Annotated in this window: 18 protein-coding genes and 1 pseudogene; 10 read left to right on the top strand and 9 right to left on the bottom strand. The window is 60.8% G+C overall.

Annotation, left to right across the window (positions count from 1 at the left end; translation table 11 throughout):
* Positions 1 to 31: 31 nt before the first annotated feature.
* Positions 32 to 823: an IclR family transcriptional regulator gene (locus PMI21_RS19410; RefSeq protein ID WP_007936386.1), complete on the bottom strand. Its 792-nt coding sequence runs from the start codon at positions 821 to 823 to the stop codon at positions 32 to 34.
* 164 nt (positions 824 to 987) lie between these two features.
* On the opposite strand from PMI21_RS19410, the gene hmgA reads away from it, so the two are divergent.
* From hmgA to maiA, 3 genes are read left to right on the top strand one after another with little or no spacing between them, the layout of a single operon-like run.
* On the top strand, positions 988 to 2,292 hold the full coding sequence (gene hmgA / locus PMI21_RS19415; RefSeq protein ID WP_007936385.1) for a homogentisate 1,2-dioxygenase: 1,305 nt from the start codon (positions 988 to 990) through the stop codon (positions 2,290 to 2,292).
* A gap of 3 nt (positions 2,293 to 2,295) precedes the next feature.
* Entirely contained in the window at positions 2,296 to 3,603 is a 1,308-nt protein-coding gene (fahA, locus tag PMI21_RS19420; RefSeq protein WP_007936384.1) for a fumarylacetoacetase, read from the top strand.
* A gap of 12 nt (positions 3,604 to 3,615) precedes the next feature.
* Entirely contained in the window at positions 3,616 to 4,251 is a 636-nt protein-coding gene (maiA, locus tag PMI21_RS19425; RefSeq protein ID WP_007936383.1) for a maleylacetoacetate isomerase, read from the top strand.
* Between the two features lie 18 nt (positions 4,252 to 4,269).
* Here the strand turns inward: maiA and PMI21_RS19430 are convergent, their stop codons facing one another.
* Entirely contained in the window at positions 4,270 to 5,073 is an 804-nt protein-coding gene (locus PMI21_RS19430; protein ID WP_007936381.1) for a SirB1 family protein, read from the bottom strand.
* Between the two features lie 183 nt (positions 5,074 to 5,256).
* Between PMI21_RS19430 and PMI21_RS19435 the strand changes: the two genes are divergently transcribed.
* The 4 genes from PMI21_RS19435 to PMI21_RS19450 all read left to right on the top strand — a co-directional run bounded on the left by PMI21_RS19435 (position 5,257) and on the right by PMI21_RS19450 (position 9,617).
* Positions 5,257 to 6,276, top strand: coding sequence for a Glu/Leu/Phe/Val dehydrogenase family protein (locus PMI21_RS19435; protein ID WP_007936379.1), 1,020 nt, complete (start codon positions 5,257 to 5,259; stop codon positions 6,274 to 6,276).
* 132 nt (positions 6,277 to 6,408) lie between these two features.
* Complete coding sequence (pdhA, locus tag PMI21_RS19440) at positions 6,409 to 7,500, top strand: pyruvate dehydrogenase (acetyl-transferring) E1 component subunit alpha (RefSeq protein ID WP_007936377.1); 1,092 nt, start codon at positions 6,409 to 6,411, stop codon at positions 7,498 to 7,500.
* Positions 7,493 to 8,479: an alpha-ketoacid dehydrogenase subunit beta gene (locus PMI21_RS19445; protein WP_007936375.1), complete on the top strand. Its 987-nt coding sequence runs from the start codon at positions 7,493 to 7,495 to the stop codon at positions 8,477 to 8,479. Before pdhA ends, PMI21_RS19445 begins: the two co-directional genes overlap by 8 nt.
* Positions 8,480 to 8,507: 28 nt before the next feature.
* The gene (locus PMI21_RS19450; protein ID WP_007936372.1) at positions 8,508 to 9,617 is read left to right on the top strand and encodes a dihydrolipoamide acetyltransferase family protein; all 1,110 of its coding nucleotides are present in this window, start codon (positions 8,508 to 8,510) and stop codon (positions 9,615 to 9,617) included.
* 167 nt (positions 9,618 to 9,784) lie between these two features.
* Here PMI21_RS19450 and PMI21_RS19455 read toward each other — a convergent pair.
* A pseudogene (locus PMI21_RS19455) lies at positions 9,785 to 10,039 on the bottom strand (YebG family protein); the annotation flags it as partial.
* A 285-nt stretch (positions 10,040 to 10,324) separates the two neighbouring features.
* On the opposite strand from PMI21_RS19455, the gene PMI21_RS19460 reads away from it, so the two are divergent.
* Positions 10,325 to 10,825, top strand: a complete 501-nt coding sequence (locus PMI21_RS19460; protein WP_007936369.1) for a phosphate-starvation-inducible protein PsiE — start codon at positions 10,325 to 10,327, stop codon at positions 10,823 to 10,825.
* Here PMI21_RS19460 and PMI21_RS19465 read toward each other — a convergent pair.
* From PMI21_RS19465 to PMI21_RS19475, 3 genes are all read right to left on the bottom strand, one after another.
* A complete protein-coding gene (locus PMI21_RS19465; protein WP_007936367.1) occupies positions 10,822 to 11,139 on the bottom strand; it encodes a DUF3509 domain-containing protein in 318 nt (105 codons plus the stop codon). The two genes, PMI21_RS19460 and PMI21_RS19465, sit on opposite strands and share 4 nt — an antisense overlap.
* Positions 11,140 to 11,349: 210 nt before the next feature.
* Positions 11,350 to 12,651: a serine/threonine transporter gene (locus PMI21_RS19470; protein ID WP_007936365.1), complete on the bottom strand. Its 1,302-nt coding sequence runs from the start codon at positions 12,649 to 12,651 to the stop codon at positions 11,350 to 11,352.
* Between the two features lie 203 nt (positions 12,652 to 12,854).
* Entirely contained in the window at positions 12,855 to 14,231 is a 1,377-nt protein-coding gene (locus tag PMI21_RS19475) for an L-serine ammonia-lyase (protein ID WP_007936363.1), read from the bottom strand.
* Between the two features lie 135 nt (positions 14,232 to 14,366).
* Here PMI21_RS19475 and PMI21_RS19480 point away from each other — a divergent pair, with 135 nt between their 5' ends.
* Both PMI21_RS19480 and PMI21_RS19485 read left to right on the top strand, forming a co-directional pair.
* The gene (locus PMI21_RS19480) at positions 14,367 to 15,329 is read left to right on the top strand and encodes a LysR substrate-binding domain-containing protein (protein ID WP_007936361.1); all 963 of its coding nucleotides are present in this window, start codon (positions 14,367 to 14,369) and stop codon (positions 15,327 to 15,329) included.
* A 199-nt stretch (positions 15,330 to 15,528) separates the two neighbouring features.
* Positions 15,529 to 15,939, top strand: a complete 411-nt coding sequence (locus tag PMI21_RS19485) for an HPF/RaiA family ribosome-associated protein (RefSeq protein WP_007936360.1) — start codon at positions 15,529 to 15,531, stop codon at positions 15,937 to 15,939.
* Positions 15,940 to 16,081: 142 nt separating this feature from the next.
* Here the strand turns inward: PMI21_RS19485 and fecA are convergent, their stop codons facing one another.
* The 3 genes from fecA to PMI21_RS19500 form a co-directional block, all read right to left on the bottom strand.
* Positions 16,082 to 18,424 carry a TonB-dependent Fe(3+) dicitrate receptor FecA gene (gene fecA / locus PMI21_RS19490; RefSeq protein WP_007936359.1) on the bottom strand — a complete coding sequence of 781 codons (2,343 nt, stop codon included), beginning with the start codon at positions 18,422 to 18,424 and terminating at the stop codon, positions 16,082 to 16,084.
* Between the two features lie 90 nt (positions 18,425 to 18,514).
* Positions 18,515 to 19,453 carry a FecR domain-containing protein gene (locus PMI21_RS19495; protein ID WP_007936358.1) on the bottom strand — a complete coding sequence of 313 codons (939 nt, stop codon included), beginning with the start codon at positions 19,451 to 19,453 and terminating at the stop codon, positions 18,515 to 18,517.
* Entirely contained in the window at positions 19,450 to 19,938 is a 489-nt protein-coding gene (locus tag PMI21_RS19500) for a sigma-70 family RNA polymerase sigma factor (protein ID WP_007936357.1), read from the bottom strand. Before PMI21_RS19500 ends, PMI21_RS19495 begins: the two co-directional genes overlap by 4 nt.
* Positions 19,939 to 20,027 lie beyond the last annotated feature (89 nt).

Below are 20,027 nucleotides of genomic sequence, written 5' to 3'. Positions count from 1 at the left end.
ACAATGGCTGAGCACAGGTATCGCGTCTGATTCAGCGACTGACATCGGCGGGCTGATACCCCATCCGCCAACTCACGGCCCGCGTCGCTGCCAGCAATCGCTGCGCCGCCGGGCCGTTTTCGTCAGCGTGAAACAGTGAGGTCGGACCGACGATGGTCATGACCGCCGCTACATTCCCTGCTGCGTTGAATACCGGTGCCGACAACGCATCCACTCCCGGCATCAGCAACCCATGCACATGATGCAGGCCGCGTTCGCGGATCTGTTCGCATAAGGCCGCATAGGTCTGATCGTCCGCCAAGACGTGGTCAGTGGCGTTGTGAAGTTCCTGATCGCGTAAGTCCACGGTTTCCCGCTTTGGTAGGTAAGCGCCAAATACCAGGCCAGTGGATGAACTGAGCAACGGCAATACCGAACCCAATTGCGTGACCACCGTCACCGCGCGCACTGCCGGCTCGATGTGCACCACCGTCGCACCCTGATTACCCCACACCGCCAAAAAACAGGTTTCGTTCAGATCGTCACGCAGTTCGGCCAAGGGCAGGGCGGCGACTTTCAGCACGTCCATACTGTTCAGAGCAGCCAGGCCGACCCTAAGCGCTTCACGACCGAGGCCGTAATGGTTGGTGGCGGTGTTCTGCTCGGCAAAACCGCTGGCGATCAGCGCCTGTAAATAGCGGTGAACCTTGCTCGCCGGCATCTGCACGTGTTCGGCCAGGCGCGACAGCGAGGTCGAGGGCGACAGCTCGGCGAGCGCCTTGAGGATGTCGGTGCCGACTTCGGCCGAGCGGACTTTCTGTTTACCGTTGCTTTCGCTGGTCATGGAGGCGGTGTGATCCCGGGACGAATGGGCGTCTTTATAGCTTGACGGTCAATACCAATCAAATTACGTTATGCGTAATTGAATTACGATAAAAATAACCCAGGCGTGCCAAGACCTCTGCAGCAGAGCGACAGGCCATTGCCTACTCCCGTTCAGGAGGCTCCATGAACCTCGATTCAACGGCGCCAGCGCTGGCTTATCAGTCAGGCTTTGGCAACGAATTCAGCAGCGAAGCGTTGCCCGGCGCACTGCCCGTCGGCCAGAACTCCCCGCAAAAAGCCCCTTACGGCCTCTACACCGAATTGTTCTCCGGTACTGCGTTCACCATGGCCCGCAGCGAAGCACGCCGGACCTGGATGTACCGCATTCAGCCGTCGGCCAATCACCCGGCATTCGTCAAACTGGATCGGCAACTGGCCGGTGGTCCGTTGGGTGAAGTGACCCCCAATCGTCTGCGCTGGAACCCTTTGGACATTCCGACCGAGCCCACCGATTTCATCGACGGGCTGGTGAGCATGGCCGCCAATTCGGGCGCGGATAAACCGGCCGGGATCAGCATTTATAACTACCGCGCCAACCGTTCCATGGAGCGGGTGTTCTTCAATGCCGACGGCGAAATGCTGCTGGTACCGGAACTGGGCCGCCTGCGCATCGCCACCGAACTGGGCATGATGGAGCTGGAACCGCTGGAAATCGCCGTCCTGCCTCGCGGGCTGAAATTCCGCGTTGAACTGCTCGACCCGCAAGCCCGCGGCTATCTCGCCGAAAACCACGGCGCGCCACTGCGCCTGCCGGACCTGGGGCCGATCGGCAGCAACGGCCTGGCCAACCCCCGCGATTTCCTGACTCCGGTGGCGCATTACGAAAACCTCCAGCAACCGACCACCCTGGTGCAGAAATTCCTCGGCCAGTTGTGGGGCTGCGAGCTCGATCATTCACCGCTGAACGTGGTCGCCTGGCACGGCAATAACGTGCCGTACAAATATGACCTGCGTCGTTTCAACACCATCGGCACGGTGAGTTTCGATCACCCGGATCCGTCGATCTTCACCGTCCTGACCTCGCCGACCAGCGTGCACGGTCTGGCCAACCTCGACTTCGTGATCTTCCCGCCACGCTGGATGGTGGCCGAAAAAACCTTCCGTCCGCCGTGGTTCCACCGCAACCTGATGAACGAATACATGGGCCTGATCAAGGGCGAGTACGACGCCAAGGCCGAAGGTTTCGTGCCGGGCGGCGCCTCGTTGCACAGCTGCATGAGCGCCCACGGCCCCGATGGCGAGACCTGCACCAAGGCGATCAACGCGGAACTGGCACCGGCTAAAATCGACAACACCATGGCTTTCATGTTCGAGACCAGCCAGGTGCTGCGCCCGAGCCGATTCGCCCTGGATTGCCCGCAACTGCAAAACAATTACGACGCCTGCTGGGCCACGCTGCCCGCCACTTTCGACCCGACCCGGAGATAACCCATGACTCAGACTTCCATCACTCGTAGCTGGGTTGCCTCCGCCAACGGCCACGCGGATTTCCCGCTGCAAAACCTGCCGTTGGGCGTGTTCAGCGTGAAGGGCGGCGCGCCGCGCAGTGGCGTGGCGATCGGCGACCATATCTTTGATCTGGGAGCGGCACTCGATGCCGGGCTGTTCGACGACGGTGCCGCGCGGACCGCCGTCGAAGCCACTCGTGGCGGCCAGTTGAATGCGTTTTTCGAGCTGGGTCGCGAGGCACGCGTCGCCCTGCGTGAACGCTTGATCGAATTGTTCAAGGAAGGCAGCACCCTGCACGGCAAGATCGAAGCCCAAGGTGCAAAACTGCTGCCGCTGGCGGCGGATTGCCAGATGCACCTGCCGGCGAAGATCAACGACTACACCGACTTCTACGTCGGCATCGAGCACGCGCAGAATGTCGGCAAACTGTTCCGCCCGGATAACCCGTTGCTGCCGAACTACAAGTACGTGCCGATCGGTTATCACGGCCGCGCCTCGACCATTCGTCCGTCCGGCACCGACGTGCGTCGACCGAAAGGCCAGACCCTGCCGGCCGGCCAGACCGAGCCGACGTTTGGCCCGTGCGCCCGTCTGGACTACGAGCTGGAACTGGGCATCTGGATCGGTCAGGGCAACGCCATGGGCGACTCGATCGCCATCGGTGACGCCGCCGATCACATCGCCGGTTTCTGCCTGCTCAACGATTGGTCGGCGCGCGACATCCAGGCCTGGGAATACCAGCCGCTGGGGCCGTTCCTGTCCAAGAGTTTCATCACCAGCATTTCGCCGTGGGTGGTGACGGCTGAAGCGCTGGAGCCGTTCCGTCGTGCCCAGCCGGCGCGCCCTGAAGGCGATCCGCAGCCGCTGCCTTACCTGTTCGACAAACGCGATCAGGCGGCCGGTGCCTTCGACATCGAACTCGAAGTGCTGCTGCTGACCGAATCGATGCGCGAACAGAATCTGCCGGCCCATCGCCTGACCCTCAGCAACACCCAACACATGTACTGGACTGTCGCGCAGATGGTGGCGCATCACAGCGTCAACGGCTGCCAGTTGCAGGCCGGCGACCTGTTCGGTTCGGGCACGCTGTCCGGCCCTGAAAGCGGTCAGTTCGGCAGCCTGCTGGAAATCACCGAGGGCGGTAAAAAACCGATCGAACTGGCCTCGGGCGAGGTGCGTAAATTCCTCGAGGACGGCGACGAAATCATCCTGCGGGCACGTTGCAGCCGTGAGGGTTTTGCTTCCATCGGTTTCGGCGAATGCCGCGGCAAAGTGTTGCCGGCGCGCTAAGAGGATCGGGTCATGGAACTCTATACCTACTACCGTTCGACCTCGTCTTACCGGGTGCGCATTGCGCTGGCGTTGAAGGGGCTGGATTACCAGGCACTGCCGATCAACCTGATCGCACCGCAGGGTGGCGAACATCGCCAGCCCGCATACCTGGGTATCAATCCGCAAGGCCGGGTGCCGGCCTTGCGGACCGACGAAGGCGAATTGCTAATCCAGTCACCGGCGATCATCGAATACCTGGAGGAGCGTTATCCACAGGTGCCGCTGCTGTCCAAAGACCTCGCCGCCCGCGCCCACGAGCGTGGCGTGGCGGCGGTGATCGGCTGCGACGTTCATCCGCTGCACAACGTCAGTGTGCTGAATAAACTGCGGCAGTTGGGGCACGATGAGCCGCAAGTGGTCGAGTGGATCGGTCACTGGGTCAGCCAAGGGTTGGCGACGGTGGAGCAATTGATCGGTGACGCCGGTTATTGCTTCGGCGATCAACCGGGGCTGGCGGACGTTTACCTGATCCCGCAGCTGTATGCGGCCGAGCGCTTCAACATTGCTCTGGACGCCTACCCACGAATTCGTCGAGTGGCAGCGTTGGCGGCGCAGCATCCGGCGTTCGTCAAGGCGCATCCGGCGAATCAGCCCGATACTCCGTAAGGCTGCGATCTTTTGCTTTTAATGGACGATGGCATTGGGCGGCAGGTGCCCTAATCGTTCAGTCAGGCGAATCCGCTGGATCGGATCGTCACAGAGCAGCAGCGCGTGTTCCAGGTCAAAACGCTCGGCATTCGGGCAGTCCAGCCGTTGATAGAGGCTGGCCCGGGCCAGGTAGTCGGAGGCACTGGCGTTGCCCAGTTCCAGCACGCGCTCGGCATCGATCAGGGCGTCGATGTAGTCATCGTTCGTGAGGTACAACTGGCGCAGGTTGCGTGACAGCCGTTGCAGCATCTGCGCAGGTTCTGCGGTCTGCAAATGCTCGGCGCTGAGCTGCATGTTCGGGCCGTACTGACGTTGCAGCAGTTCACGGCAATCGTTGGGGTACAGTCGGCGCCCGCCGCACGGGTCGAGCAGGTGATCGGCGCCTTGCACCCGCAGCAGGAAATGCCCGGGGAAGTTGACCCCGACCATGGGAATCTCCAGCCTTCTGGCCAGCTCCAGCGCAATCAGGCCCAGCGCCAGCGGCTGACCGCGCCGGCGTTCCAGCACTTTATGGAGCAACGCCACTTGCGGGCGCAAGGGCGTGAAGTCGTCCTGGGCAAACCCCAGGTCATTCATCCGCCGCAGCAACGGTTGCGCCAATTCATTCACCGGCAGCATCGGTAGTCCGTAGCTGACCCGCTGTTGCAAGTCCTTGAAGTCCGCCAGCACGGTCTGCGGATTTAGCTCTTTATCGTGTTCGGCGGCGATCCACAGCGCCGCCTCGAACAACGCGGGCGGTGATCGTTGCAGACAGTCGAAAAAGTGTTGGCGCGGGGTCATCAAAATCTCCGGGGAATGCCTCGTTTTAGCCCCGTCGCAGGCTTTCGTCCAGTGCAGAACACAGGCCGTAACAGGTTATGTCCGAAAACCTTTAAAGCGGCGCTGCTTATTCCGGTGCGCTTCTGCAATTTTTGTGCGCAAGCCTATACTGGCGACTACAAGAAGTGATTCGGGAGCCCTACGATGTTCGCTCTCATGCAAAGCACTCGCCTTGAATCGCTGCACCTGAGCGTCGATCCGGTCACCGGGTTGAAGGCGGTGATTGCCATCCATAACAGCCGCCTGGGACCTGCCCTGGGCGGATGTCGTTACCTTGCCTACCCCAGCGATGAATCCGCGATCGAGGATGCTGTGCGCCTCGCCCAAGGCATGAGTTACAAGGCGGCCCTGGCCGGTCTGGCTCAGGGCGGTGGCGTTGCGGTGATTGTTCGCCCGGCCCATGTGGAAAACCGCGCCGCAGTATTCGAAGCGTTCGGGCGCTGGATCAATCAGCTCGACGGTCGCTACATCACCGCCATCGACGCCGGCACCTCGGTGGCGGACATGGACTGCATCGCCCAACAGACGCAATTCGTCACCAGCACCACCGCTGCGGGCGACCCTGCACCGCACGCGGCCATGGGCGTATTTGCCGGCATTCGCAGCACCGCGATGGCCCGCTTGGGCAGCGATAATCTCGAAGGACTGCGAATCGCCATTCAAGGCCTGGGCAATGTCGGCTATGCCCTGGCCGAACAGCTGCACGCTGCCGGCGCCGAGCTGTTGGTCAGCGACATCGATCAAGGCAAAGTGCAATTGGCCATGGAGCAGCTGGGCGCTCATCCGATCGCCAACGAAGCGCTACTTAGCACCCCTTGCGACATTCTTGCCCCTTGTGGCTTGGGCGGTGTGCTTAACCGGACCAGCGTGACGCAACTGCGCTGCTCGGCGGTCGCAGGTTCGGCAAACAACCAACTGACCCATCTGGAAGTCGCCGATCAGCTGGAACGCCGGGGCATTCTGTATGCGCCGGATTACGTGATCAACGCCGGCGGGCTGATCTACGTGTCGCTCAAGCACCGTGGGGAAGAGCTGACGACCATCACCGCGCACCTGTCGAAAATCAGTACACGGCTGACCGAAGTCTTCGCCCATGCCCAAGCGGAAAAACGTTCTCCGGCCAGGGTAGCGGATGAGTTGGCGGAGAAAGTGTTGTACCGGTAATGCTGTACCGGTGAAAAGGTTTGAATCGATAAAGGAGTGAGCGTCTATCCGGCCAACTTGCTCCCCGCGCCCTGCGCCACAAACGTCGGGCCTGACAATCGCACGCCGACCCCGCGTGCCAGGAGCCCTGTGATGCTTCACAAGGTTGAGCTGCTCTACACCCGTTTTTTATCCCCTGACGGCCAGTTGCTTTGCGATCTTCCTGCCTGGGCCGACGACTTCAATCTGTTGACGCGCCTGTATCGGCAGATGGTCCTGACCCGCCTTTTCGACCAGAAAGCAGTCGCCCTGCAACGCACCGGGCGCATCGGCACTTATGCGCCAACCCTGGGCCAGGAAGCCATTGGCGTTGCGGTCGGCAGCCTGATGCACGCCGAAGACGTGCTGATCCCGTATTACCGCGACACCGCTGTGCAGCTGATGCGGGGCGTGCGCATGGAAGAAATCCTGTTGTATTGGGGCGGCGATGAGCGTGGCAGCGATTTTGTCGATCCGGCGGTGGCGCAGGATTTCCCGATCTGTGTGCCGATCGCCACCCAGGCCCTGCATGCCTGCGGCGTCGCCAGCGCATTCAAGATCCGTGGTGAGCATCGGGTCGCCGTCACCACCTGCGGCGACGGCGGCACCAGCAAAGGTGACTTCCTTGAGGCCCTCAATGTCGCGGGTGCCTGGCAGTTGCCGGTGGTGTTCATGGTCAACAACAACCAATGGGCGATCTCGGTACCGCGGCGCATTCAGTGCGGCGCCCCGACCTTGGCGCAGAAAGCCATTGGCGCTGGGTTCCACGGTGAGCAAGTCGACGGCAACGACATCCTCGCCGTGTATGACCGCGTGCAAGCGGCCCTCGAACGGGCTCGCCACGGCAAAGGCCCGGTGTTGCTCGAATGCCTGAGCTATCGCCTCGGTGATCACACCACGGCGGACGACGCCACGCGCTACCGCTCGGCGGACGAGGTCAAGCAGGCCTGGCTCGAAGAACCGATCAAACGCCTGCAGCGTTTCATGGCCGGACAGGGCGTGTGGGACGAAAGCCGCGAGCAGGCGCTGATCAGCGAGTGCCAGGGTCTGGTGCAGGAGGCTGTGGATAACTTCGAAGCGGCGGGCCTGCAGACGCCGGAATCGGTGATCGATCATATCTACGCCCAGTGGCCGCAAGCCTTGGCCGAGCAGCGCGAAGAGTTCCTCGAACAGGTAGCACGCCGTGGAGGTTCGAGCGATGAGTAACGGCAAGGTGACGCTGCTGGAAGCGGTGAATCTGGCGTTGCATCGGGCCATGCGCGAAGACGAGAACGTTATCGTCCTCGGTGAGGACGTCGGGGTGAACGGTGGGGTGTTTCGCGCCACGCTCGGATTGCGTGACAGCTTTGGCTTCAAGCGGGTGATCGATTCGCCGCTGGCCGAAACCATGATTGGCGGTCTGGCTGTGGGCATGGCGGCCCAAGGTCTGAAACCGGTGGTGGAAATCCAGTTCATGGGGTTTATCTACGCCACCATGGAGCACTTGGTGTCCCACGCCAGCCGCATGCGCAACCGCACGCGCGGGCGGCTCACTTGCCCGATGGTGCTGCGCTCGCCGATGGGCGCAGGGATTCGCGCGCCGGAACATCACAGCGAAAGCACCGAAGCACTGTTCGCGCACATTCCGGGGTTGCGGGTGGTGATCCCGTCCTCGCCGGCCCGGGCCTATGGCTTGTTGCTTGCGGCCATCGACGACCCGGACCCGGTGATCTTTCTCGAACCGACCCGACTCTATCGCATGAACCCGCAACCGCTGTTGGACGACGGTAAACGCCTGCCGCTGGACAGTTGTTTCACCCTGCGCGAAGGCAGCGACATCACCTTGATCAGCTGGGGCGCCAGTGTGATGGAAACCCTGCAAGCCGCCACGGCGTTGGCCGAGCAGGGCATCTCGGCGGAAGTAATCGATGTCGCCAGCATCAAACCGCTGGACCTCGACACGATGGAGGCCTCGGTGCGCAAGACCGGTCGCTGCGTGATCGTGCATGAGGCACCGCGCTCCTGCGGGGTCGGCGCGGAAATCGCCGCCAGTCTCTACGAACGGGTGTTTCTGGAGTTGAAGGCACCGATCCAGCGAGTCACCGCACCGGACATTCCGCCGCCGCTGTATCGACTGGAATCGCTGTACATGCCCGGCGTCGAAGACATTCTTCACGCCTGTGAAACCGTGCTGCATCACCCCTGAACAGACGCCAGAGGCCGAGGAGGTTGCGATGAAATATTTCAAACTGCCGGATCTGGGCGAAGGCTTGCAGGAAGCGGAAATCGTCCGCTGGCACGTCAAGGTCGGCGATACCGTCAAGGCTGACCAATTGCTGGTGTCGGTGGAAACCGCCAAGGCGTTGGTGGACATTCCCGCGCCTTACGACGGCGTGGTGGCGAAAACCTTCGGCGGCGAGGGCGACATCCTGCATGTGGGTGAGCCGTTGCTCGGTTACGAAGGCGAAGCGGACGCGGGCACCGTGGTCGGACGGCTTGAGGGTGGCGGCACGAATCAGGAGGACGCGTTTTTTATCGGCACCGCGCCTTCGACCCGCGAATACCTGGCGAACCGCGCCACGCCGGCGGTGCGTCAATTGGCGCGACAACTGGGCGTTGAACTGAGCGCCTTGGTCGGCTCCGGCCAGGATGGCCAGATCACCCGCAGCGATGTGGAAAGCGCGGCCCAGATGGAGCGTGAGCGTTTCGGCGGTGAGAAGCTGCGCGGTGTGCGACGCAGCATGGCACTGAACATGGCCAGGTCCCATGCCGAAGTGGTGCCGGTGACGATTTTCGGCGATGCCGATCTGCATCGCTGGGGGCAGGCGCGAGAACCACTTATTCGTCTGGCCAAAGCCATGGCGGCGGCCTGCGCGGTGGAGCCGGTACTCAACAGCGCCTTCGATGGCAAAACCCTGTCGCTCAAACAACACGAACGGCTTGACTTGGGCATCGCCGTGGATACGCCGGACGGCTTGTTCGTGCCGGTGCTGCGCGACGTCGGCAATCGCACGTCGGCGGATTTGAAAGAAGGTGTGATGCGCCTGCGGGCCGATGTGCAGGCGCGCTCGATTCCAGCCAAGGAGATGATGGGCGCGACCCTGACCCTGTCGAACTTCGGCACCTTGTTCGGCCGCTACGCCAACCCGGTGGTCGTGCCGCCGCAAGTGGCGATCCTCGCCGCCGGGGCGATCCGCGATGAACCGGTAGCGGTCGAGGGTGCGGTGGCGGTGCATCCGATCCTGCCGCTGTCCCTGACCTTCGATCACCGCGTGGTCACCGGTGGCGAGGCGGCGCGGTTCTTCAAGGCACTGGTGACGGCGCTGGAACAACCCGAGGCCTGACGTTTTGCGGGCATGAAAAAGGCCCTGAGCCATTGGACTCAGGGCCTATTCAATTCGGGCATTGCTTATTTCGGCGTCTTGGCGGCTTTGGCTGGCTTGGTCGGCTCAGCGGGCGCCACTTCAACAGGTGCAGCGACTTCGACGGGTGCAGCTTTTTCAGCGACTTCAGCTGGCGCATTCAGCAGTTCGGACAGTGCGTCCGGCTGGCTCTTGAATGCCTTGGCGAACACGTCGCGGTTCTTCGCCATGTAGATCCCGGCTTCTTCCACTTGCTGTTCGGTCAGGGACGGAACGGCTTTTTGCAACACTTCAGCCAGCAATTCGGCCAGTTCGAGCATTTTGTCATGACGGTCAGCTTCGGCTTTATCCATGAACAAGCGCTCCAGATCTCGGCTGCTGCGGTATACCACTTCGACGGCCATTCACCACCTCACATGCCTTCACATTTAGTTGTCTTTGCGACTACTGTATCTATATACAGCGAAAAGGATAAGCGAATCCCTGCGCTTTGGGTAGTGGCTTTTTAATGTAGACCGGATTCGGGGTTTGTCAGGTGAACGGGACGGGTGCGACCAAACGCCACGGAGCGTGTTTTAAAGCACCTCGCCATCATGTGTCGGGCAACCTCTGGCCTTTTTTCTGCATGCAGAACAACCGTCACGTCCAACCCGCATCATCCGCTCGAACCGAGCTAAGGAACAATCATCGTGAAAATCAACTGGGCCGAGAACCTGCGGCAGAACGTGCACCAACTGGCCGAGTCCCTGGGCAACCTGTTCGTCGAGACCTTCCACTACCTGGCGTTGTTCGCCATCGGTGCGGTGACTGCCTGGGCGGCGGTCATGGAGTTCCTCGGGATGCTGGAACAGGGGCACATCAAGATCGATGACATCCTGTTGCTGTTCATCTACCTGGAACTGGGGGCGATGGTCGGGATTTACTTCAAGACCAACCACATGCCGGTGCGGTTCCTGATCTACGTGGCGATTACGGCGCTGACACGACTGCTGATCTCCAACGTCTCGCACCACAATCCGCCGGACCTGGGGATCATCTACCTGTGCGGCGGGATCCTGTTGCTGGCGTTTTCGATTCTGGTGGTGCGTTACGCCTCGTCGCAATTTCCTTCGGTGAAGATCGAACACCCGCAGCGCAAGATCGGTGTGGGTTCCGGTGAACATCCCGAAGTGGAGAAGGGCGAGCTTTAAAGCCCTATTTCAGGTCGGGGTCGGGCTTTGACCTGTGGCGGTGGCACGTTACGGTTGTCGCCGTCGGTCATGGCTTCGAGGATGGCCACGGCGCAGTGGCCCTGTTCGATGGCGATGCCGAACTGAATGCTTTGCACCAGGCGTTTGAGGCGCTTGGGGTCATTGCGTTGTTCGGCGCTGATCATCCGTTTGGCCACCACGCGGCCAGCGTTGGAGAGGGTCAGCATGATGCTGCCGTCCAGACCCTGGATGCTCAGGTTGATTTGATAATCCGCTGCAAAGGCATCGGTAATGAGCTGAAAAGGGTTGTCCATAATGCGTCACCGCCTGATTGAACGTGCAGTTGTTGACGGCCGTGATCGGGATTAGTTCGCAATACCAGACCACCGGCCTTCCATGTTCATACGCTTTCTTCCGTGCCGCGTAGGGGATACAGCAAGGGGCATGCCGGAAAAACTGTCGGACAATGTTTACGGCAAAAAAACGGCGGGCACCCTGGCCCGCCTTCTTTTTGCCTGCCCGTTTCAGGGCATAAATGAATAGATGATCGCAGACAGTGCAATCAAGCCGATCAGCACCACGAACACGTTCGAAGCCTGGCCGGAGTACTGGCGCAAGGCTGGCACGCGGCGGATGGCGTACATCGGCATCAGGAACAACAGGCATGCGATGATCGGCCCGCCGAGGGTTTCGATCATGCCCAAGATGCTCGGGTTGAAAGTCGCCACGGCCCAGCAACTGAGGATCATGAACAGCGCAGTGAGGCGGTTCAGCCAGCTGGCAGAGACGACTTGACCACGGCCACGCAGGCTTTTCACGATCAGGCCCTGAAAGCCTTCGCTGGCGCCGATGTAATGGCCCAGGAAGGATTTGGTGATTGCCACCAGCGCAATCAGCGGCGCGGCGTAAGCGATGACCGGTGTCTGGAAGTGGTTGGCCAGGTACGACAGGATCGAAATGTTCTGCGCCTTCGCCGCGGCCAAATCAGCCGGGGACAATGCCAGCACACAGCTGAAGCAAAAGAACATCACCGTGACGACCATCATGGCGTGAGCGATCGCCAGAATGCCGCTGCTTTTTCGTTCGGCTTGCCCGCCGTAACGCTGCTTCTGATCGACGGCGAAGGCGGAGATGATCGGCGAATGGTTGAACGAGAACACCATCACCGGGATCGCCAGCCACAAGGTCTTGAAGAACAGTGGCAGCGGCATGCCTTCACTGGCGGTGGCGAAGAACGCGCCGTTCCAGTTCGGGATCAGGCTGACACCGAGCAACAGCAAGGCTGCGACGAACGGGTAAACCAGCACGCTCATGCATTTGACGATGACGCCCTGACCACAACGGACGATGGCCATCAGACCGAGAATCAGCCCCAGCGACAGGATCGCCCGAGGCGGCGGCGTCATGTGCAACTGGTGCTCCATGAGGCTGCTCAGGGTATTGGTCAGCGCCACGCTGTACACCAGCAGAATCGGGAAAATCGCGAAGAAATACAGCAGCGTGATCAGCTTGCCGGCACCGATGCCGAAGTGTTCTTCCACCACTTCGGTGATGTCCCCGGAACGGCCGGACAACACGAAGCGAGTCAGGCCTCGGTGTGCAAAGAATGTCATCGGAAACGCCAGCACTGCCAGGATCAGCAGCGGCCAGAAACCACCCACGCCGGCGTTGATCGGCAAAAACAGCGTGCCGGCGCCAATCGCTGTGCCATAGAGGCCGAGCATCCAGGTGGTGTCGTGTTTACTCCAGCCTTTGTGGGTTATTTCGCTATTGCGTGTGAGGTCTACAGCGGGATTATCGGCAGCAGGTGTACGTATTTCGGTCATCGTTTTTGCCTCGTTATTGTTTTTGCTCGGGCTCACGGCGGGCAGACCGTTTGAAACTACTGCGCTCGACAATCCTGCGTTAAAAACAGGCTCGGAATGCTCATTTACAGCCAGTAAACTCCGCTTCCTCGCCTGTTTTTGCCTTGTCTTGTCTTCGCTCGCTACGTTTCAAACGGCCTGCCGGGACGGTCAGGAAATGCTCCTCAGCATTCCACCCAGCTAACAGCCAGGCCGCCCCGTGAAGTTTCTTTGTATTTGTCGTGCATATCAGCGCCGGTATCGCGCATGGTGCGGATCACCCGATCCAGGGAAATGAAGTGTTTGCCGTCACCGCGCAGGGCCATTTGCGTGGCGTTGATCGCCTTCACCGCGGCAATCGCGTTGCGCTCGATGCACGGCACTTGCACCAGACCGCCGACCGGGTCGCAGGTCAGGCCGAGGTTGTGTTCCAGGCCGATTTCAGCGGCGTTTTCCAGTTGTTCCGGGGTGGCGCCGAGCACGTCGGCCAAACCGGCGGCGGCCATGGCACAGGCCGAGCCGACCTCACCCTGGCAGCCGACTTCGGCGCCGGAGATCGAGGCGTTTTTCTTGCAGAGAATGCCTACAGCGGCCGCGCCCAAAAAGAACGCCACGACGTCATCGTCCGACGCGTCCGGATTGAATTTCATGTAGTAGTGCAGCACCGCCGGGATGATCCCCGCCGCCCCGTTTGTAGGCGCGGTGACCATCCGTCCGCCCGCGGCGTTTTCTTCGTTCACGGCGAGGGCGAACAGGTTCACCCACTCCATGGCCGACAGGGTGGAGCTGATGACGTTCGGTTTGCCGATTTCCAACAGGCTGCGGTGCAATTTCGCCGCGCGACGCGGAACATTCAGACCGCCGGGCAGGATGCCTTCGTGACGCAAGCCTTGCTCGACGCACTCGCGCATCACCGACCAAATGTGCAGCAAGCCCTGACGGATTTCGGCTTCGCTGCGCCAGGCCAGTTCATTGGCCATCATCAGCTCGGAAACCCGCAGACCGTGCTGGTTGCAGAGCTTGAGCAATTCGGCGGCGCTGGAGAAATCGTAAGGCAGCACGACGTCACTGGCCGGTGCAATGCCGGACTCGGCTTCGGCCGCTTCGATGATGAAGCCACCACCCACCGAGTAGTACGTCTGCTCGAACAGCTCACCGGTTTCGCCGAAGGCTGTCAGGGACATGGCGTTAGGGTGGTAGGGCAGGCTCTCGTCGAGCAGCAGGAGATCGTGCTGCCAGTTGAAGGCGATGGTCGCTTTGCCGGCCAGTGACAGTTCATTGGTTTCGCGAAGGTGCTGAATTCGGCCGTCGATGCTGGTCGGGTCGATGCTGTCCGGCCATTCACCCATCAAGCCCATGACACAGGCGCGGTCGGTGGCATGGCCGACGCCGGTGGCCGACAGCGAACCATAAAGACGGATTTCTACCCGACGTACTGCGACCAGAAAATTCTGCTCAATCAGTGCTTGGGCGAAGGTCGCGGCGGCGCGCATCGGGCCGACGGTGTGGGAGCTGGACGGACCGATGCCGACTTTGAAGAGATCGAAAACACTGATAGCCATGCTAAAGCCTATACAAGCAATGGAAGAGAAATCGCCGCCATTTTTGTAGGCCAAGCGCAATGTCGGCGATACTGCCTACCTCGGTCCTACGTGACCAACGAAACTTCCTAAGACAGCCTTTAGCAGGACTAAACGATGAGTCGTCAATTGCACGCCCAGACTTACGTCTGGCTGCACGTGTTTTCCTGTGCCGCGCGGCACCTGTCGTTCACCCGTTGTGCCGAAGAACTGCACATCACGCCGGGTGCGGTCAGTCAGCAAATTCGGCAACTGGAAGAGCGGCTGGGGTTTCGCCTGTTTCACCGTCGCGCCCGTGGGGTGGAATTGAGTGCGCAAGGCCAGCGCCTGGCCATTACGGTCAACGAGGCTTACGGCAGCATCGACGCAGAATTGCGACGACTGGATGCAGGAATGATCAGCGGGATTTTGCGGGTGCGTTCAATTCCCTCGTTCCTGAGCAAATGGCTGACCCCGCGTTTGCCGCGTTTGCAGCAGCGCTTCCCGGACATTCAATTGCGCCTGGTGGCGGAGGACAGCAGCGTGCCGCTGCACGAGGGTGATTTCGACCTGGCGATCGATCTGAACGATGGCAGTTATCCCGGATTGTTATCCACAACCTTGCTCGACGAGCAGATATTCCCGGTGTGCGCCCCGAGCCTGTTGCGAGGGCGTCCGCCGCTGCACGGTCCGGCCGACTTGATGCACTTTCCGTTGTTGCACGACATTACCGCCTGGCGCGGCAGTTACGAATACGCGGAATGGGAGTTCTACCTCAACGCCATCGGCTTCGAAGGCGCGGACGTGCGGCGCGGGCACACCTTCAACCGCAATCACCTGACCATCGAAGCGGCGATTGCCGGGATGGGTGTGGCGATTGCGCGGCGAACGCTGCTTAACGATGAGCTGGAACGAGGAACGCTGATCGTGCCGTTTGGCCTGGCGGTGCCCAATCACAAGCGCTACGTGCTGCTCTATGCGCCAGGTGCGCTGAGCCATCCGGGCGTGCGCGCGGTGCATGACTGGCTGGTGGAAGAGGCAGCGGTTTTTCGCAGCCAGCACCCACTGGGGGAGCGGGCAGATGCGAGCAATTATGACTGAAGAGAGGGGCGACCCAACTCCCGACATTAACAGTGCTTTTGCTCGTTGTCCGGCTTTTTTTGCGTATGAATATTTATCTTTTTTTAGGGGTTGAAATGTTCCGCGCACACACCGATTGTGTAACCAAGAGGTTGCGGTGATGAAGCCCAAGGGCCAGCCGATGCGCCTCTTGCGAGCTAGCTGAAATAAGGGAAGAACTATGCAAATCCAAGTCAATAGCGATAACCATATTCAAAGCAGTAAACGACTGGAGGAGTGGGTACGTACTACCATTGAGAGCACGCTCGAACGTTATGAAGAGGACCTGACCCGCGTCGAGGTCCATCTGCGGGACGAGAACGGCGACAAGCCTGGTCCCCATGACATGCGCTGCCAGCTGGAAGCGCGGCCAAAAGGCCATCAACCGATTTCCGTTACCCATAAAGCCGCCTCCCTGGAACTGGCGATCGACGGGGCAGCCGAAAAACTTGAACATGCGCTGGAGCATATGTTTGGCAAATTGCGCGGCAAACCACGTGCCGCTGTGGTGCCGTTCGATAGGGGCGCCCATGCCGATGCACTGCTTGAAGATGAGTTTCTCGAGAACGAACAGGCTGCGCTCAACGGCTGAGGCCTGATTCACTTTTTAACTTCCCAACAAAAAACGGGCCTGCGATTGCGGGCCCGTTTTTGTTTCTGGGTTTAGTGATTCCTGTGGCGAGGGGCTTGCCCCTCACCACAATAGTGTCCGACCTCAGCCTCGTGGTCAGTAATCAAAACGCCACCGACGTCTGCACATACACCGTCCGCGGTTCTCCCACGTACTTGCCCTTGTTGTTGTCATCGAACGAGCGGGTGAAGTACTGGTGATTGAAGATGTTCTTCACCCCCACCGCCACATTCAAGTCCGACAGTTTCGGCCCGAAGTCATACGCCGCGCGGCTGCTGAACAACATGTAGCCCGGAATCCTGCCGGTGCTGCCATCAGCGCTCTCGGCCGAGGTGTTGGCGTTGTCGGCGAACTGGTCGCTCTGGTAGCTGCTGTCCAGGTTCAGTTTCCAGGCGCCTTCGGTATAACCGACGCCGATCGTGCCTTTGTGTTTCGAGGAGAACGGCACGCGATTGCCCTTGTTCGGCCCGTCTTCGCGGATGGTCGCGTCAACATAGGCGTAAGTCGCGTACACATCGAAACCGGCCAGCGCCGGGCTCAAGTCGTCGAGGGCATAGTTGACGCTGGTTTCGATACCTTGATGACGGGTTTCGCCACGGGCGATCACCGAGTCGTTGGTTTGATTGCTTTCATACTGGTTATCGAAGTTGATCAGGAACGCGCCAACCTCGGCACGCAACGCGCCGTTGTCGTAACGGGTACCCAGCTCCCAGGTGCGGGCCTTCTCCGGTTTGACTTCACCGCTGGTCACCCGGTTAGGCATCTGGCTGTATTGCACGCTGCCGAACGAGCCTTCGGTGTTGGCGTAGAGATTCCAGCTGTCGGTCAGGTGATAGAGCACGTTCAATGCGGGCAGGGCAGTGTTGTAGTCGCCCTTGTACTTCACGTTGGTCAGGTTGTTGGTCTGCTGCGACTCGATCATTTCGTAGCGGATGCCCGGCGTGATCGTCCACTTGCCAATGTCGATCCGGTCGTCGACAAAGAACGCATTGGCTTCGGTACCGCCCCGGGTGTCGCGGTCGTTGCGGCTGTTGGTGGTCGGGAGTTCGTTGCTGGCGATCGGCGTGCGGTAGCGCAGTTCGTGGCCGGCCTCGTTGATGTAGCGATAACCGACGCCGACTTCGTGACTGGTTTGGCCGAGATCGAAGCCTTGGGCGAAACGGGTTTCCAGGCCGCGCACCCAGTACTCACGAGGCGACAGGGAGAGAAACGTGCCCTGGTCCAGATAACCACTACGCAGGGTCTTGGTGAAGAACGTATTGGCGGTGAACTCGCGGCGATCTTCCTGGTAGCGATAGCCGAAGTTGAACATTGTGCGGCGACCCCAGAACTGGTCTTTCGGGCGGGTCGACTGGTACGGGTTGGCGTCGTAATCAGCGACGTTCAGCCCGCCGGGCATGTCCGCCTTGCCTTCGTAATACTGGGCCATGGCGTTGAAGCTGTTGGCCTCATCGAGCTGGTATTTGCCCTTGAGGATCAGGTCGTCGATTTCGGTGTCGCTGTGTTCACGCCAGTCGCCACCGCGGGTGCCCGAGTACAGAATCGCGCCGCCCAGTCCGTTATCGGCCGTGCCGCCGGCCAGCAGGTTGCCGGTTGTCTTGAAGCCATCGTGGCTGGACGACGGACTGGTTTCGGTCTGGAAACCGCCCTTGACCGTCGCCTCATCGGGAATGGCGCGGGTCACGAAGTTGACCACGCCGCCGACGTTTTGCGGGCCGTAGCGCACCGCACCGCCGCCGCGCACCACGTCGACTGCGTCCATGTTGCCCATGCTGATCGGCGCGAACGACAACTGCGGCTGGCCATAAGGCGCGAAAGGCACCGGAATGCCATCCATCAATACCGTCGAGCGGGAGGCCAGCCGTGGGTTGAGCCCGCGAATGCCGAAGTTCAGGGCCATGTCATGACTGCCGGTGCCGTTGTTGTCCGGTGCATTCACCCCCGGGATACGGTTGAGCACGTCCCGGGCCTGAGTCGCGCCTTGGTGTTCAAACTCTTCGCGGCGGATCACGTCGCGAGCGCCGGGGTGTTCGAAGACGTTGGTCTGCGCTGCATCGCCGAGCCAGTCGCCGACCACTTTCGAGGTGTCCAGCTCCAGCGCCGCATCGCCCACCGGTTGCAGGCTGAAGGCATTGTTGCCCTCGACGCGGGCTTGCAGGCCGGTGCCTTCGAGCAAGGCGTCCAAGCCTTGTTCGGCGGTGTAGTTGCCCTCCAGGCCGCGACTCTGCACACCGCTGGTGATTTGCGAGCCAAAGGAGATCAGCACGCCGGCTTCACGGCCAAACTGATTGAGTGCGTTCTCCAGCGAGGACGGTGCGATGTGGTAGGGCTTGGCGTCAGCGGCATGCACCAGGGGCAGAGCGCCCAAGCCCAGGCTGGCGCCCAGCAAGAGTTGGCGCAAGGTGCGGGTCAGGGGGATCTGCGGGAGGAGCCGGGTGGGTTGCATGGAGGGCGATCCTGAGAAGGTTGAATCAAGGGGGCTTTCCTTCTCTGTCACGCCAGATCTGAAAAACGGCTCATTTTTTTGATCTTGCTTTTAGACCCTCGCTTCGACCGTCACCCAATAGCGCGTAAACCGCTTCACCTTCACCGGCAAACTGATTTCCAGCAGATCAAGAATCCGCTCGCTGTCGTCCAGTGGATAAGTCCCGGAGATCAGCAGATCGGCAGCGTTCGCCGCGCAATTGAGTTGCCCGCGGCGATAGCGGCCGAGTTCGTCGAGGAAGTCCCCCAGGCGCATGTGCGCGGCCACCAGCATGCCATCGGCCCAGGCGCCGCTGTTGGCATCCAGTGGCAGGGGAGTGCCGATACCGCGTGCGCCGAAGCTCAACTGCCGGGCGGTTTGCAGCAGCAGAGATGCGCCGTTATCAGGTGTCAATTCGACGCGGCCTTCGAACACCGCCACGTGAGTGCGATCGGCAAACTGCCGCACGTTCAGTCGCCCACCCTGGGTTTTCAACAGGCCTTGCGCGGTCTGTACCTGAAACGCCTGGGTGGCGGTCAGCAGCATCTCGCCTTCGAGCAGGCGGATCAGCCGTTGCTGGCCTTCGACTCGCACATCGGCAGCACTGGCGGTGTTGAGTTGCAATTGACTGCCATCGCCGAGCGGTACTTTGCGTCGCTGGCCAATGGGGCTGCGGAAGTCGGCCAGCAACGGCGTCAACGGATTGTGCTCACGCATGCCCCAAGTGACCGCCGACCCCGCGCCGAGAATCAGCAACAGCTTCAACGCCTGACGACGGCTGCCGGATGTCGGTGCGTTAAGGGCGGCGTGGGCCAGCGGTGAAGACAAACCGCGCAAGCGTTGATTGACCCGCTGAATGTGTTCCCAGGCCCGTCGATGTTCGCCATGGGCGTCGAGCCATTGCTGCCAGGCGATTTGCTGGCGCGGGCTCAACGGACCTTGCTGGATTTCCATCAGCCAGTACACGGCCTGCTCGGCAACTTGAGAGGGAAAATCCCCAGGGCTGTTCATAGCGCGAAGTAGCAGCGCATCGCCGCTTTGTTCAGGTGCCGTTTGACCGTGGCGATGGAAATGCCCAGTTCGACGGCAATCTGCGGGTACGTCAAACCATCAATCTGAGCCAGCAAAAAGGCGCGTTTGACCAGGCGCGGCAAACCGTCGAGCAACTGGTCGAGTTCCATCAGGGTTTGCAGGATGATCGCCCGGTTTTCCTCCGAAGGCGCGACGATTTCCGGCATCTGCGCCAGCGCATCGAGGTAGGCGCGTTCCAGGTCCTGGCGGCGGTAATGATTGAACAGCACGCGCTTGGCGATGGTGGTGAGGAAGGCCCGTGGTTCGATGATTTGCGGTGTTTCCCGTGCCGTCAGCACTCGCATGAACGTGTCTTGAGCCAGATCCGCGGCGCTGTCAGGGCAGCCGAGTTTGCGCCGCAGCCAACCGGTGAGCCAGTTGTGATGGGCGTGATAAAGGACTTCGACGGTAGTGGCTGAGGACAACGGAACCGCTCCGGACGCATATTGATACGTTAGAGAACAAGAATTGTTCGCATTGTAGTGGCGCGGGCCTGCATCCGGCAATCGGCGCT

Origin of the sequence: Pseudomonas sp. GM18, from assembly GCF_000282195.1 — a bacterium.
Lineage (GTDB): Bacteria > Pseudomonadota > Gammaproteobacteria > Pseudomonadales > Pseudomonadaceae > Aquipseudomonas.
The sequence above is the reverse complement of the archived record's forward strand: the minus strand, read 5'-3'. Positions and strand labels throughout refer to the sequence as shown.